We start from the raw sequence: 15,374 nt of genomic DNA on the forward strand, positions 1-15,374 counted from the left end.
AAATCTCAAATTCGGGACATTGAAGATATTGCACGTACTAATTCTTTTTAGTATATTCTGATGATTAATAACATTAAAATAGAATAATATGACAGAGAAAACAAAAATTAAAAAAGTGATTGAGTTGTGGAAAGAAGACAAAAAACAGTACGTAAAGAAATCCAGTATTTCGGCATATACGCTTTTAATTGAAAATCATTTGCTGCCCGTATTTGGAGAACAAGTTAGTGTTGAAGAGTCAGATGTTCAGGAGTTTGTATTCAAAAAATTGGCTGAAGGATTAAGCCAGAAAACGATTAAGGATATCCTGATTGTCCTAAAGATGGTTTTAAAGTTTGGAGTAAAAAGTAAGCTTCTCGAATATCAGCAGTTCAATGTACAATTTCCCACAGAAAGAGAAAATACAAAAATAGAAGTGCTAAGTCGGGTTAATCAACGGAAAATCATGAAGTATATTCAGGAGCATTTTACGTTTAAGAATCTGGGAATATATATTTGCCTGAGTGCAGGCATCCGGATTGGAGAAATCTGTGCGCTGACATGGGACGACATTAATACTGAGACCGGAATTATCTCAATCCGAAAAACTATTCAACGCGTATATATTGTTGAAGGTAGCAATAAGCACACAGAATTGATACTTGATACACCTAAAACGAAGAATTCTATCAGAGAAATACCAATGAGCCGGGATTTGTTGAGGATACTTAAGCCAATTAAGAAGGTGGTGAATGAATCTTTCTATGTTTTAACCAACGAGACGAAGCCAACAGAACCGCGAACATATCGAAATTACTATAAAAAACTAATGAAAGAGTTAGAGATACCGGAATTGAAATTTCATGGGCTACGTCATAGCTTTGCAACAAGATGTATAGAGAGCAATTGTGATTACAAAACAGTTAGTGTTATCTTGGGGCATTCCAATATCAGCACTACATTAAACTTGTATGTTCATCCAAATATGGAGCAGAAGAAAAAATGCATAGACCAAATGCTTAAAGCATTGCGATAATATCTTATACATAGATTGATGTGATGGAGAGAGACTGAGGCTGGAAACTTAGTCTCTTCTTCTTTTAACGCAGAGGCACAGAAACACAGAGTTTTTTGCGACAGAGTCGCCTTCTCTCGCACATTCTCTCCTTTTATAAAGAAAAAACTCTGCCTCTCTGTGTTCTATTATGGATCGACTGTTGGCGTAGAAATGCCATTGTGAATTTTGCCTGTAATGAAATTAATTCGTATTTTCGCATATTATTTTAATCGTAATGAAAATATGTCATGGCAAAGAAAGTGAGAATTAATTTTCGTAGAGAATTGTATATCAATAAAATATCTCCTTTTAGTGGTATCAGGCGAACGTTCGTTTGAGAATACATACGAAGGAATAGAGCATATTTATATCCGCGACTTCCTTTCCGGAATTCCCTCTCAATCAATTGTAAGCTACAGGTAGTTGGGCAAACCGTAGTGTTTCGTTTAGGAAAAAGCAAGCTATACGGGAAGGTGGATTGTGTCATAAAACGCAAGTAAATTCTTTCATTAAAAAGAATTGATATAATCATTAAAAAGAAATTATATGAGACTAAATGACTTTCATAAACAAATATCGCATAAAATCTACGAAAGAGGCGAAGAGTATTACGAATATGGTTCGGTTGACAATGTAGAACATGATTATCCTGATACATGGACAGCAGAAGTGGAAGGCAGCGATGTGTATTCTGTTGAAATAAAACTGAATGGCGATGAAATTGTATCGTGGGATTGTGATTGTCCTTATGATTATGGTGATATGTGCAAACATGTGGTCGCCGTTCTTTTGTATATCAGGGATAACAGAAGCAAACATCCTGTAACTATTGAAGTACCCCTTTCTACTGCACAAGAGCAACTGTCTGAAATCCTGAAACAAACCAATAATAAGCAACTTGCATCTTTCTTATTACAGTATACCGATAAGAACCCCGAGTTTAATCAGGCATTAATATCCAATCTTCACCCTAAAAAGAAAGCTGATATTCGTGTAGATTATGGAAAAGAAATACGAAAATGCTTTAAACATTCATATAATAGTTGCGGCTTCGAGAATGAAGGACAAGCTATTGCCTGTAAATTGGATAGCTATATCAAAAAGGCTAAGTCGTTAATAAAGTTGAATTGCCAGGAAGAAGCTATGACTATTTTGCTTCATATTATCAGAGAGATAGGGGATAGTTATGAAGAATATGATGATTATGATGGAGATTTAGGGGGCGCATGTCAGGAAGCTGCAGACCTAATAGCCGAAATGATTAAAACAGATCTATCGGATGATTTGCTGAAGAATTTGACAGATGAAATCGGCGAATTGATTAAAAACAGTAATTACGATAATTATGATTTAGCCAACTTAGATGAATTGCTTCTTTCGATAAGTTTAAAGACATCTAACTTCGACAATACTATTCGCATCATCGACGAGGCATTAAAAAATGAACCGGACACTTTTCGTACTCCTTCATTAGTGATGTCTAAAATTGAACTTTTAGAAAATGCCGGCAAGAAAGAAGAAGTGGGAAAGGTAATCTCGTCATATTTGTATCTTCCGCGAATCCGGGAAATCAGATTAGAAAAATTGATTACCGAAGAGCAATATAAAGAAGCTCTTGCATTGATTGATGAAGGAATAAGCATTTCCGAAAAGAAAGGGCACCTGGGAACATCAGGTGATTGGAAAGATAAAAAAATGTCGGTGTATCTGTTGATGGACAATAAAGAAAAAGCAACTGAATTGGCAGAGGATTTATTCGTTAATGGTAGGGACTGTATGAAATATTACCATACTTTGAAAGCGGTTGTCCCAACCGAAAAATGGATAAACTATCTCGACAATCTTCTCCGGAAATCAGAGAAACGACAGCAATGGGGATTGGGGCATGTATATGCCCAGATTTATATTGAGGAAGAATACTGGGATAGACTGATGGATTATATTGAAAAAAACATTCAGTTAGGAAAATACAATTCATTGGCAGAATATGAATCTTATGTGAAAACACGGTATCCGGAACGGATGTTAGCATTCTATCGGACACAGATCATAGATTATGCTGCAAAAAATATGGGAAGAGACCATTACAAGTATGTATCTGATGTTTTGAAAAAGATGAAAACATATCCCAATGGAACCGAAATAGTAGATACGCTTTTAGCACATTTCAAATCAATTTATTCTAAGCGTCGTGCCATGATGGAGGAATTGGGGAAATAATTAGAGAATCCTCTCCACACCGACCGGCGTAGAGAGGATTCTCATATATAAACAACTATAGCTTTCTTTATACGATGCCTTGTGCCATCATAGCTTTCGCTACCTTCATGAATCCGGCAACGTTAGCGCCCTTCACGTAGTTTACATAACCGTCGGCTTCTGTGCCGTACTGTACGCAAGCTTCGTGAATATTCTTCATGATGCTTTTCAGCTTTTCGTCTACCTCTTCGGCGCTCCAACCCAGTTTGATGGAGTTCTGAGTCATTTCCAGACCGGATACCGACACACCGCCTGCATTGGCAGCCTTACCCGGAGCATACAGAATCTTGGCATCCTGGAATACCTTGATAGCTTCCGGAGTAGAAGGCATATTGGCGCCTTCGGATACGGCCATGCAGCCGTTTGCCACTAACTGGCGGGCATGGTCGCCGTTCAGTTCGTTCTGGGTTGCGGAGGGCAGGGCGATGTCTGCTTTTTCCCCCCAAGGCTTGGCTCCTTCTACGTATTTGACGCCCGGATATTGTTCTGCATATTCGCGGATACGTCCACGGTAGAGGTTCTTCAGTTCCATGATGTAATCCAGCTTCTCGCGGTCGATACCTGCCGGGTCGTAAATGTAACCGTCGGAATCGGACATGGTCAGCACCTTGCCACCCAGTTCGAGAACTTTCTCTGCGGTATATTGGGCTACGTTACCTGAACCTGAAATCAGGCAAGTCTTACCTTGCAGGTCGGTACCTTTGGCTTTCAGCATTTCCATCAGGAAGTAGATGTTGCCGTAACCGGTAGCTTCCGGGCGAATCAGCGAACCGCCAAACTCACGGCCTTTACCGGTGAATGTACCGGTGAACTCACGCGTCAGCTTCTTGTACATGCCGAACATGAAACCTACTTCACGACCGCCTACACCGATATCACCGGCAGGTACGTCAGTCTCAGGACCGATGTGACGCCACAATTCCAGCATGAACGACTGTACGAAACGCATTACTTCGGCATTGGATTTACCGCGCGGAGAGAAGTCGGAGCCACCCTTACCACCGCCCATAGGCAGCGTAGTCAGTGAGTTCTTGAAAGTCTGCTCGAAAGCCAGGAATTTCAGGATTGAAAGGTTTACGGAAGCATGGAAACGGATACCGCCTTTGTACGGGCCGATGGCGTTGTTATGCTGAACACGGTAACCCATATTAGTCTGAATGTTACCCTTATCATCCATCCAAGTCACGCGGAACTGGTGAACACGGTCGGGGATGCAAAGACGTTCAATCAGATTAACTTTGTCAAATTCCGGGTGTTTGTTGTACTCTTCCTCAATCGTAGAAAGTACTTCTTCCACTGCCTGGTGATACTCCGGTTCGTTGGGGAACCGTCTCTTCAAATCTTCTAATACCTTAGTTGCATTCATAATCTAATACTTTAGCTTGTTCATTCTTTATTTCGGTTGCAAAAGTACACATAAAAATGATTATGGCAAACATATTATAAATAAAATGCAGATAAAAGAATCATTTTGCTTCTTTTATCTGCAAATATGAATAAAAAGATAATAATTATCTTCTTTTTAGTGACTTAATTACCGGAATGAACACTAATGCTGCCGAAATGATAAGTGTTACGATAACCGGGCCGTCAATTCGTTCGGCAGTTGTCAGAACTATGTAGCACAATGCTACCCAAAGCAGCATAATGCAAACACTTTGTGATTTCGATAAAGGACGTCTCATTTGCCGGCTTTCTTTTTGTACACAATAGCGTCGATAACAGCTACTGCGGTGATATTTACGATATCGCGCACGGAACTTTCAAAGTCGGTGAAGTGGATGGGTTTATTCAATCCCATTTGTATCGGGCCAATCAATTCCATATCCGTGTCCATAGCTTGCAAGAGTTTGTATGCAGAATTGGCAGAGCTTAGATTTGGGAATACGAGTGTATTCACGTCCTTGCCTTTCAGTCGGTTGAAAGGATACTTTGCGTCGCGCATTTTACGATCCATAGCAAAGTTCACCTGCATTTCGCCATCAATAGCAAGGTCGGGATACTTCTGCTGCATATACTCTACAGCTTCGTGAACGTAAACCGGGCTACCTTCGGTATCTGCGCCAAAATTGGAGTAACTCAACATGGCTATAACAGGAGTGTGATTGAAGAATCGTACGGTATATTCCGCCAACTTTGCCATTTCAATCAATGTTTCGGCATTGGGGTGACGGTTGATAAGCGTGTCGGCAAGGAAATAAGTACCTTTCTTGGAGTTCAGAATGTGCATTGTACCAAAGTGCTTGTAATCCGAACGAATGCCGATAACTTCTTTTGCCACCTTGATGGTATTGCTGTATTTCGTGTAAAGGCCGGTAATGAAAGCATCCGCATCGCCTGTCTCCACCATCATCATGCCGAAGTAGTTACGTTCGAACATTTTGTCGTTGGCTTCCTCGTAGGTGGCACCCTGGCGGGCACGCTTTTCGGAAAGAATGCGTGCATAGCGTTCGCGGCGCGGAGCTTCGTCCGGATGGCGCAGGTTGACGATTTCAATACCTTCAAGGCTAAGTTCGAGTTCCTTTGCCAGTTTTTCAATGGTTTCATCATTACCTAATATAATAGGATGGCAGATACCTTCGGATTTTGCTTCTACGGCAGCTTTCAGCATGTTCGGGTGCGAACCTTCGGCAAATACTACACGTTGCGGATGGCGGCGGGCAGTATCATAAAGTTGGCGTGTGAGTTTGCTTTCGTAGCCCATGAGTTCGCGCAGTTGCACTTTATAAGCATCCCAATCTTCGATATGTTTGCGTGCAACACCGCTCTCCATAGCGGCTTTTGCAACGGCGCAGGATACCTCAGTAATAAGGCGAGGGTCAACTGGCTTCGGGATGAAGTATTCGGGACCGAACGTGAAGTTGTTTACATGATAGGCTTCGTTCACAACTTCCGGAACGGGTTGTTTAGCCAGACCGGCGATGGCATGTACGGCGGCAATCTTCATTTCCTCGTTGATGGCTTTCGCCTGCGTATCGAGTGCACCGCGGAAAATATACGGGAAACCGATGACATTATTAATCTGGTTCGGATAGTCGGAGCGTCCGGTTGCCATCAACACGTCGGGGCGAGCTGATATGGCATCCTCGTAAGAGATTTCCGGTGTCGGGTTTGCCAGTGCGAAGACGATAGGTGATGGAGCCATACTGCGTACCATATCCTGCGACAAGACATTCCCCTTGGATAATCCCAGGAATACGTCTGCCCCCTTGATGGCATCTTCCAATGTATGAATATCGGTACGACTGGTAGCGAAGTAGCGTTTTTGTTCGTTGAGGTCGGTACGCGTTGTGTTGATGACACCTTTGCTATCCAGCATCACAATGTTTTCCAGACGTGCACCTATTGATATATATAGTTTGGTACACGATATTGCAGATGCACCGGCACCGTTCACTACTATTTTTACATCCTCAATCTTTTTGCCCGCTACTTGCAGTGCGTTCACCAATCCGGCACTGGAGATGATGGCCGTGCCGTGCTGGTCGTCGTGCATCACAGGGATGTCGAGTTCCTCTTTCAGGCGGCGTTCTATTTCGAAGCATTCCGGCGCTTTAATGTCTTCCAGGTTGATACCTCCGAAGGTGGGAGCAATGGCTTTTACGGCTTGGATAAACTTTTCGGGATCTTTCTCGTCTACTTCGATGTCGAAAACGTCAATACCGGCATAAATCTTGAACAATAGTCCTTTACCTTCCATTACCGGCTTGCCGCTCAATGCACCTATATCGCCCAAACCAAGCACTGCCGTACCGTTGGAGATGACAGCTACCAGGTTACCTTTCGCTGTATATTTATATGCATCGTGCGGATTCTTCTGGATTTCGAGACACGGTTCCGCCACACCGGGAGAATATGCCAGCGAAAGGTCGGTTTGAGTACTGTGGGGCTTTGTCGGTACTACCTCTATCTTACCCGGTTTGCCTTGTGAATGATAAAGTAAGGCAGCCTCTTTAGTTATCTTAGCCATGAAAGTTGATTATAAATTGTTATCAGCCCCTCCTTCCGCTTCCGGCGCTTTGTCTATCAACTCCAAGAACTGGTCGAGTTGGGGAGTAATGATGATTTGCGTACGACGGTTGCGCTGTTTGCCCAATTCAGAGTCGTTGTCTGCGATGGGGTTATACTCACCGCGTCCGGCGGCAGAAAGGCGTTTGGGGTCGACACCATATTGGTTCTGAAGCGCTTGCACTACGGATGAAGCACGCAGGGCACTCAAATCCCAGTTGTTGCGAATGTTGGGTCGAGAGATAGGTACATTGTCCGTATTGCCTTCTACCAGCACTTCGTAATCTTTGTGGTCGGAGATTATTTTGGCAATCTTACTCAACGTTTCACCCGCGCGTTCGTTGATTTCGTAACTGCCACTCTTGTAAAGCATGTTGTCCGCCAAAGAGATATAAACCACACCTTTCAGTACCTTTATATCTACCTCTGTCAGTTCCTCGCGGCTCAGGGAGCGGGTTAAATTGTTGGTCAGCACTATGTTCAATGAGTCCGATTTACTTTTGGTATCCACCAATTGCTTGATGTAACGGTTGGAGGCGTTGATTTCATCCACCAGTTTGGAGATGTTGATGTTACCTTGTGAGTTCTGTAGAAGACTCTTGTCGAGCGAACCTTGCAGGATGGCATAGTTATTACGTAAATCCCGATTGGTTCTTTGGGCTTCCCTGAGTCGTTCGTCCAGGCCTTTGGACTGTGTACGGAATTCGGCAAGTTGGATTTGCGCATCCTGGTAGTTCTTGTCGAGGGTAGCTTTCTCATCTTTCAGTTTGTTATAATCCGTTTGAAGATTCACAAACTCTTTTTTTGTCACACATCCCGTCAGGAGCATAGTTGCAGCAAATAGAACAGATGCTGCTAATTTTGTACGTTTCATAAATCTTTCTTTATTAAATGTTTATAATTCTATAACGTATGGTGTTTTTATTGATTGGTGAATACTCTTTTGCTTGATAGTTCGTTTCTGAAATTAAGCGTTCAATGCCTGTTCGATATCCGCAATGATATCGTCTGCATTTTCGATACCTACCGAGAAACGAATCAAGTCGGGACGTACACCGGCTTCCAGCAACTGTTCCTCCGTCAATTGGCGGTGTGTGTGGCTGGCAGGGTGCAGTACGCAAGTACGTGCATCGGCAACGTGAGTTACGATAGCCGCCAGTTGCAACGCATCCATGAATTTGATTGATACCTCGCGTCCGCCTTTCAATCCGAAGGAGATGACGCCGCAGGAGCCGTTCGGCATATACTTCTGTGCCAGTTCATAATATTTGTTTCCGGGCAGACTGCAATAGTTCACCCAAGCCACCTTGTCGTTCTTGGAAAGGTATTCGGCTACGGCCTGTGCGTTCTTGCAATGTTGCGGCATACGCAGATGCAGTGTTTCCAGCCCAATGTTCAGGAGGAAAGAATTCTGCGGGCTTGGTATGCTGCCGAGGTCACGCATCAGTTGGGCGGTAGCCTTGGTGATATAGGCCATTTTTCCGAAAGCCTTCGTGTAGGTCAGTCCGTGGTAAGATTCATCCGGAGTGCACAGTCCGGGGAATTTGTCGGCATAAGCGTCCCAGTCGAAGTTGCCGCTGTCCACAATGGCGCCTCCTACGCTGGTGGCATGGCCGTCCATGTATTTGGTAGTGGAGTGTACCACAATATCGGCTCCCCATTCAAACGGGCGGCAGTTAATCGGAGTAGGGAAGGTGTTATCAACTATCAGAGGCACTCCGTGGTTGTGGGCGATACGGGCAAATTTCTCGATATCAAGCACTTCCAGCGTGGGGTTGGAAACAGTTTCGCCGAACAGAGCTTTGGTATTCGGGCGGAAAGTTGCGGAGATTTCCTCTTCCGGTGCGTCGGGGTGAACGAATGTAACATCAATACCCAGCTTCTTCATTGTTACACTGAAAAGATTGAATGTTCCGCCGTAGATGGTAGATGAACAGACGAAATGATCGCCTGCCTGGCAGATGTTGAAGATAGCATAGAAATTGGCAGATTGCCCGCTCGATGTCAGCATGGCGGCTACACCGCCTTCGAGTGCAGCTATCTTGGCGGCGACGGCGTCGTTTGTAGGGTTTTGCAGGCGGGTGTAAAAGTAACCATTCTCTTCAAGATCGAAAAGGCGTGCCATTTGCTCGCTGGTATCGTATTTGAAAGTGGTACTTTGATAAACGGGAAGTACGCGGGGTTCACCCTTTTTGGGAGTCCAGCCAGCCTGTACGCAGAGGGTCTCCGGTTTGAATTGTTTTGCCATAATGCAATCTATTTTTATAGTTTCTTTTCAATTAACACATTAATGGATGCAAAAGTAGGGAAAATAATTGTATTTTTGTCAGTCGCTTATCTATTAATATCTAAAGAGGTTATGGTTCGGATATTATTTTTGTTGTTTGTTTCTTCTTTTCTTTTTCTTACCCCTTTTTATGCTTCGGCGCAAAAAGAAAGGGGAACTCCGAAGTCAGGTGAAGGCATCTCTGCCTTTTTGCTACGTCATAAACGTCCGGGTAACACGTACTATCAGGAATTTCTGGAACTGAATAAAACGCAATTGCGTGGCAAGAAAGAATTGCGGTTGGGGGTGAAATATATCCTTCCGCCGCTGAAACCGTCTACCGGAACCACGGTTGCTACGGCATCAAACTCTTCTACCTCTTCCGCCGGTTCAGGCAAAACTATCAATGAGCCTCTTTTAGGAAAAGAACTGGCTAAAGTCCGCGTGACGGGTAGCAGATTGAAAGGCGCCTGCTTCTACGTAGTCAGCGGACATGGCGGGCCTGACCCCGGAGCTATCGGCAGGATAGGGAATACCGAATTGCATGAAGACGAATACGCCTATGATGTAGCCCTCCGCCTTGCCCGTAACCTGATGGAAGAGGGGGCAAAGGTTTATATCATTATTCAGGATGCCAGAGACGGCATTCGCGACGACCGTTATCTCAAAAACAGCAAGCGTGAAACCTGCATGGGGGATGCTATTCCTCTGAACCAGGTAGATCGTCTTCGCCAGCGCTGTACCAAAATCAATGAACTTTATAAGAAAGACCGCAGGAATTATGCATATTGCCGTTCCATCTTCCTGCATGTGGATAGCCGTAGCAAAAGGCAACAGACGGATGTGTTCTTTTACCATACCCCCAACAGTGCCGGCAGCGAGCGTCTGACAACTACGATGAAGAATACTTTTGAATCCAAGTACGACAGGCATCAACCTAATCGCGGCTTTTCGGGTACGGTCAGCCCGCGCAATCTCTATGTGTTGGCAAATTCTTCTCCTGCCGGTGTTTATGTAGAGTTGGGGAATATCCAGAATGCCTTCGACCAGCGTCGTTTCGTTATCAGTTCCAACCGTCAGGCTTTGGCGAAGTGGATGATGGAGGGTTTTATTGCCGATTATAAGAAGAGTAGGTAACTCCCCGTTATCAGGGGAGTTAACATTTTGGCATGACAGTTGTTATTCCACCGGAATATAAATCTCAGTCAACAAGTCTTCCGGTTTCGTTTCCTGCGGGTCATTCAGATAACGTTCCGCACTCGGTTCATCTCTCAGTGTGCATTCCATTTCAGGAATAACCTTTCCGTAAATTGTGTCGTATACACTTTGCAGATGTTCATAAGAGCCTTTGTAAGTAAACACCGCATAACGTCCGGCAGGCAAATGCTTGAATCCGACGTCGCCTTTGGGGGCTGCGGTTACGGGAAGCACCATGCAGACGTCAGTGCGCAATTTGTCGGCAGGCGTCACCTTTGGATCGTCATGATAGATACAGTACGGTGATACATCGCCCATCGGCAGTCCTTCTTCCTTGATGAACTGGAACAAACGCATCCATGTGCCCCCGTAATCGTTCAGTTTATAGTCTCCGATCAAGCGGATATAAATCACATTTTTGGCAGGAACTTCTTTGATTTCTTTCTTCAGTTCCAAATCAGGTCTGATAATTGCTGGTCTCATAATTACAAAATTTTTATTGTTACGATATTCATTAGGCGAAATTCCATAAAACTGTTTGAAAACCTTCGACAGTGACGACGGCGAGGAATAACCGATGCGATAAGCGATATCCGCTATCGGCAACTCCGAGTAACGCAACAGGCGGGCGGCGGCCTCAGTTCGTGTCCGGACTATGAACGTCCCGATAGGCTCACCCAGAAATGCTTTCATGATGCGATGGAAGTAAAATGGAGAGAAATGAGAAATCCTGGCCAGGGATTTCAAATCAATCTCCTCCCCAAGGTGGAGGTTGATGTAGTCTACCACTGCATTTACACACTTCTGATACTCTTCACGCGTTGTCTTCTTGCTATGTTCCATAAGTTACTGTTTGAATTTCACGGTGCAAAAATAAGATGAAAAAGAATAGCGTACTTGTCCAAAGTTGCTATAAATTAAAATCTTTCCTTTGACTCCTGTGGTACTGAATGATACAGGTTAAAGAAAAAAAGTAACTTTCTTACCCCACTTGTATAAATAATGAATGATTTTGCGTAATTTTGTATCCCCATTACATGTGAAAAATGACCGAAGATACAAAAAATAAACTGTGGAAGTGGGCTGTGACCTGTCACTGCGCCGATTTTATTCAGAATGCCCCGGTGCAATTCCCTCATCGTTACCACCTGAAACAAGATGTCGAGATTAGCGGTTTGCCGACTGCTATCATGAGTTTTGATAACCCTAAACAGATATTAAAGAACGCTCGCAGGATAACGGATGCACTTGCGGCAGTCTTTCCGGACAACCCATGCTTGGGAGATTTCGCATTGTTCGGCTACGGAGTGAATAATAAACAAGGTACTATTTCGTTTCTTTGAAATACTTGACATATAAATTCCCCTGAGTTATAAACTAAAAATAAAAACTAAGATAATATGGCTAAGAAAAAGAAAGTTCCTTCACAAGTTTTATCACCGGAGCGTTATATAAAGGAAAAAGCGCGCCAACTTCCGTTAGTGGAGTGTTGGATTGAGAAAGGTTGGGAACAGTGTGGCAGAGCTACGGTGATTGTAGCGCGTCAACATGTAAATGGTAACTATACATCCGGCGTTTATTTGCTGGATACTTTTTGTTGTGGGGTGACTGATTCTTTTTTCCAGTTCAACTCACCGAAAGATATCTATGAAAAGCTGATAGATCGCAGGGGTTATGGCATTGAAATGGGGCAAATCAGTTATGAGGAAGCGCATAATCTGATTTACGGGGCTGTAGCTTATGCTGAAGAAGCAGGTATTTCTCCGCATTCTTCTTTCCAACTGACTCAATATATTCTGAAAGAGGATACCGATGAAGTTCCTCTCATCGAGTATGAATTTGGAAAAAACGGACAACATTACCTGATGGCAAACAGCCGTTTGCAGGCTAATACGTTACTCCCGTTGCTGGAAGAAAATCTGGGTGATGATTTCTCATATACAATCTATGGTGATACTGAGGAAGAAGATGATGATGAAGACTGGGATGATGAAGACTGGGATGAAGATTATGAAGACTCGGATGAAGATAGTTTTTGTCGTCTTCAGGACTCGGTCGAAGAGGTGAGAGCAATGATGTCGGCAGATGAAATAGTGCCGGAGCTACCTTATTCCTATATTCATCCGGCTTATCCCGCAGTGTTGGATGTCCGGAACAAGCAATTAGTAAGTTGGCTCTATAATCGCGATAGCTTTTTGCTTTCCGATGAAATGATTCGTGACATTCTGGCTTTGCCTCGTGAATCATTGATTCATGATTTGGAACAGATGGCATTATTTGAAATCGGTTGTTCCTGTGACGAAATATCCGAGGAGAATTGGGAGGAGGGTGCGCCTAATATTTTGAAACATGTGTCTTTCTTCCTTGGAGAACTTCAGGCGGAAGATAGCCTCGGGGTGATACTTGAGATTCTGAGGCAGGGGGAGAATTTCTTTGATTATCATTTCGGAGATACATACTCTGGGGTATTTATTCCCACTCTTTATTTGCTGGGTCGGAATCGTCTTCCGGAATTAATGGAATACATGAAAGAACCGGGGTTATATCTATTTGCCCGTTGCCTGGTACCGTCGGCGGTGGCACTTGTTGCCTTTTTGCATCCCGAACGCCGGGCAGAGGTCATTGAATGGTTCCGTCAACTTCTTGTTCTTTACACGGAAACTCTTGGAGACCTTGTTTGTTGTGATGGCACCTTGGCGGGAATGGTGGTCAACGATTTGTTGGATATCGGGGCTGTTGAGCTACTGCCGGAGATAGAAGCCATGTATGAAACCGGCTTGGTAGACCTGTTCTGTTGTGGTGCTCTGGAGGAAGTAAAAAGAGAATTCTCCTTTGGAGTGTGTAAATCCTTGGAACAATATCAGCTGGATATTTATAAGCGTTACCAAAAATACCATAAAGAGTGGGGAGACTGATTACAGTTGATTTCCCTTTGCATGGCAGGCAATAACAGTAAAAAGCGTAAAATTATGAAGACTGAAAAAGAAAAAATGCTGGCGGGGGAAGTCTATGACGCGGCTGATCCGGAACTGCTGAACAGATGGCACAAAGCCAAGCAGCTTCAGGTAGAATATAACTGCGCCTCTACTACCGATACTGAGAAGTTATCGACCCTGCTTGATGAGCTTCTCGGTTCGAGAGGAAAAAACGTATGGCTTTCCGCCCCCTTTTTTGTGGACTACGGCGAAAATATCCATATCGGAAACAACGTAGAAATAAATATGAACTGTGTTTTTCTTGATTGCAATCGCATTACGATAGGTGATTTCTCAGGTATTGGTCCCGGCGTGCACATTTATACGGTTTTCCATTCCACCAATCCGGTGGAACGTCTGCCGAAAAACAGTAGCCTGTGGAATTCTCAGACAGCTCCTGTAGCCATAGGTCAGAATGTGTGGATTGGCGGCGGAAGCATCATTCTTCCGGGGGTGACTATCGGCGACGGAACAACTATCGGAGCCGGAAGCGTCGTCACAAAGTCTATACCGGCAAATGTTGTTGCCGTGGGTAATCCTGCAAGGATTATACGCCGTTTGTGATACGTATTATATTACTGATGCGGCTGATGACGGAACGCGGGTAGAACATATAAAGAAATGGCAATAAACGGATGTTGAGAACAGGTGTGAAATCGTCCATGTGGAACCCCTGGCATGGCTGCCATAAACTAAGCGCAGGCTGCCGGCATTGCTATGTCTATCGTATAGACGGTAAGCATGGCAAAGACAGTTCGGTGGTAACGAAAACGGAAAAATTCAACTTGCCTTTGCAGCAGAAAAGGGACAAAACCTATAAGATACCTTCCGGTAACATAGTCTATACCTGTTTCTCTTCCGATTTTCTGGTAGAAGATGCCGATGAATGGCGTCCCGAAGCATGGGAAATGATGCGAACGCGGCAAGACCTCCATTTCCTTTTTATCACGAAGCGTATCGACAGGCTAAGTGCCTGTCTGCCTGCCGATTGGGGAGAAGGATATGACAATGTAACCATCTGTTGCACAATGGAGAATCAAGACCGGGTTGACTATCGCTTACCTATTTATAAAGCGGCGCCCATAAAGCATAAGATTATTATCTGCGAACCTCTTCTTACCCGGATAGACTTCCGTGGGGAACTGGGAGAGTGGGTGGAGCAGGTTGTGGCAGGAGGCGAATCGGGCAGGGAAGCCCGTATGTGCGATTATGATTGGGTACTGGATATCCGGCGGCAATGCGTGGAAGCCAATGTCGGTTTTTGGTTTAAGCAAACAGGCTCTTATCTGTTGAAGGAAGGGCGCGAGTTCAAAATAGCCCGCCAGTTTCAGCATTCGCAGGCGCGGAAAGCGGGGATTAATTATATGCCTGTTCGCGATGATACCTCTAATGAATAAATTAGAGGTATCACAAATAGGAGTAACCTAATTCTCCTCCTCCCGGGAGGAGGAGTACCCGCAGGGGGAGGTGGTAGGAGAAAAAGAATTCCTTAGAGTTATNNCCCGCAGGGGGAGGTGGTAGGTTGAGTAATAAGATACCTATAGAGATATTATCGCGGGCAAGCATAATTAATTATGAATCAAACAGAAGTTTAAAATGAATCGTGAAACAAATTAGAGCCTGTTTAAATTTT

At 44.1% G+C, this 15,374-nt stretch carries 12 protein-coding genes and 1 pseudogene; 7 read left to right on the forward strand and 6 right to left on the reverse strand.

Annotated features, from left to right (window positions below; translation table 11 throughout):
• Positions 1-88: 88 nt before the first annotated feature.
• Entirely contained in the window at positions 89-1,015 is a 927-nt protein-coding gene (locus B2Z67_RS13965) for a tyrosine-type recombinase/integrase (protein WP_291530451.1), read from the forward strand.
• A 567-nt stretch (positions 1,016-1,582) separates the two neighbouring features.
• A complete protein-coding gene (locus tag B2Z67_RS13970) occupies positions 1,583-3,256 on the forward strand; it encodes an SWIM zinc finger family protein (protein ID WP_291530452.1) in 1,674 nt (557 codons plus the stop codon).
• Positions 3,257-3,323: 67 nt separating this feature from the next.
• On the opposite strand, the gene B2Z67_RS13975 is transcribed toward B2Z67_RS13970, so the two are convergent.
• The 5 genes from B2Z67_RS13975 to B2Z67_RS13995 form a co-directional block, all read right to left on the reverse strand.
• Positions 3,324-4,661: an NADP-specific glutamate dehydrogenase gene (locus B2Z67_RS13975; RefSeq protein ID WP_291530453.1), complete on the reverse strand. Its 1,338-nt coding sequence runs from the start codon at positions 4,659-4,661 to the stop codon at positions 3,324-3,326.
• Between the two features lie 145 nt (positions 4,662-4,806).
• Positions 4,807-4,980: a hypothetical protein gene (locus tag B2Z67_RS13980; protein ID WP_291530454.1), complete on the reverse strand. Its 174-nt coding sequence runs from the start codon at positions 4,978-4,980 to the stop codon at positions 4,807-4,809.
• Positions 4,977-7,265 carry an NADP-dependent malic enzyme gene (locus B2Z67_RS13985; RefSeq protein WP_291530455.1) on the reverse strand — a complete coding sequence of 763 codons (2,289 nt, stop codon included), beginning with the start codon at positions 7,263-7,265 and terminating at the stop codon, positions 4,977-4,979. Before B2Z67_RS13985 ends, B2Z67_RS13980 begins: the two co-directional genes overlap by 4 nt.
• Before the next feature lie 9 nt (positions 7,266-7,274).
• Complete coding sequence (locus B2Z67_RS13990) at positions 7,275-8,177, reverse strand: OmpA/MotB family protein (RefSeq protein WP_291530456.1); 903 nt, start codon at positions 8,175-8,177, stop codon at positions 7,275-7,277.
• A 93-nt stretch (positions 8,178-8,270) separates the two neighbouring features.
• Positions 8,271-9,551, reverse strand: coding sequence for an O-acetylhomoserine aminocarboxypropyltransferase/cysteine synthase family protein (locus B2Z67_RS13995; RefSeq protein WP_291530457.1), 1,281 nt, complete (start codon positions 9,549-9,551; stop codon positions 8,271-8,273).
• Between the two features lie 111 nt (positions 9,552-9,662).
• On the opposite strand from B2Z67_RS13995, the gene B2Z67_RS14000 reads away from it, so the two are divergent.
• A complete protein-coding gene (locus B2Z67_RS14000; protein WP_291530458.1) occupies positions 9,663-10,706 on the forward strand; it encodes an N-acetylmuramoyl-L-alanine amidase family protein in 1,044 nt (347 codons plus the stop codon).
• A 42-nt stretch (positions 10,707-10,748) separates the two neighbouring features.
• Here B2Z67_RS14000 and B2Z67_RS14005 read toward each other — a convergent pair whose 3' ends face one another.
• Entirely contained in the window at positions 10,749-11,609 is an 861-nt protein-coding gene (locus B2Z67_RS14005) for an AraC family transcriptional regulator (protein ID WP_291530459.1), read from the reverse strand.
• A gap of 203 nt (positions 11,610-11,812) precedes the next feature.
• Between B2Z67_RS14005 and B2Z67_RS14010 the strand changes: the two are divergent.
• The 4 genes and pseudogenes from B2Z67_RS14010 to B2Z67_RS14025 all read left to right on the forward strand — a co-directional run.
• Positions 11,813-12,040: pseudogene (locus B2Z67_RS14010) on the forward strand (DUF2400 family protein); the annotation flags it as partial.
• Positions 12,041-12,166: 126 nt separating this feature from the next.
• Entirely contained in the window at positions 12,167-13,681 is a 1,515-nt protein-coding gene (locus tag B2Z67_RS14015) for a DUF1186 domain-containing protein (protein ID WP_291530461.1), read from the forward strand.
• A gap of 54 nt (positions 13,682-13,735) precedes the next feature.
• A complete protein-coding gene (locus tag B2Z67_RS14020) occupies positions 13,736-14,305 on the forward strand; it encodes a sugar O-acetyltransferase (RefSeq protein WP_291530462.1) in 570 nt (189 codons plus the stop codon).
• A 71-nt stretch (positions 14,306-14,376) separates the two neighbouring features.
• Positions 14,377-15,138, forward strand: coding sequence for a DUF5131 family protein (locus tag B2Z67_RS14025; RefSeq protein WP_291530463.1), 762 nt, complete (start codon positions 14,377-14,379; stop codon positions 15,136-15,138).
• Positions 15,139-15,374: the final 236 nt, after the last annotated feature.

It is taken from the genome of Bacteroides sp. UBA939 (assembly GCF_002293435.1).
In the GTDB taxonomy this organism is placed as follows: Bacteria; Bacteroidota; Bacteroidia; order Bacteroidales; family Bacteroidaceae; genus Bacteroides.

Coding starts and splice junctions, on each gene's coding strand:
- B2Z67_RS13965 (WP_291530451.1), top strand. CDS start 89: ATGACAGAGAAAACAAAAATTAAAAAAGTGATTGAGTTGTGGAAAGAA.
- B2Z67_RS13970 (WP_291530452.1), top strand. CDS start 1,583: ATGAGACTAAATGACTTTCATAAACAAATATCGCATAAAATCTACGAA.
- B2Z67_RS13975 (WP_291530453.1), bottom strand. CDS start 4,661: ATGAATGCAACTAAGGTATTAGAAGATTTGAAGAGACGGTTCCCCAAC.
- B2Z67_RS13980 (WP_291530454.1), bottom strand. CDS start 4,980: ATGAGACGTCCTTTATCGAAATCACAAAGTGTTTGCATTATGCTGCTT.
- B2Z67_RS13985 (WP_291530455.1), bottom strand. CDS start 7,265: ATGGCTAAGATAACTAAAGAGGCTGCCTTACTTTATCATTCACAAGGC.
- B2Z67_RS13990 (WP_291530456.1), bottom strand. CDS start 8,177: ATGAAACGTACAAAATTAGCAGCATCTGTTCTATTTGCTGCAACTATG.
- B2Z67_RS13995 (WP_291530457.1), bottom strand. CDS start 9,551: ATGGCAAAACAATTCAAACCGGAGACCCTCTGCGTACAGGCTGGCTGG.
- B2Z67_RS14000 (WP_291530458.1), top strand. CDS start 9,663: ATGGTTCGGATATTATTTTTGTTGTTTGTTTCTTCTTTTCTTTTTCTT.
- B2Z67_RS14005 (WP_291530459.1), bottom strand. CDS start 11,609: ATGGAACATAGCAAGAAGACAACGCGTGAAGAGTATCAGAAGTGTGTA.
- B2Z67_RS14015 (WP_291530461.1), top strand. CDS start 12,167: ATGGCTAAGAAAAAGAAAGTTCCTTCACAAGTTTTATCACCGGAGCGT.
- B2Z67_RS14020 (WP_291530462.1), top strand. CDS start 13,736: ATGAAGACTGAAAAAGAAAAAATGCTGGCGGGGGAAGTCTATGACGCG.
- B2Z67_RS14025 (WP_291530463.1), top strand. CDS start 14,377: ATGTTGAGAACAGGTGTGAAATCGTCCATGTGGAACCCCTGGCATGGC.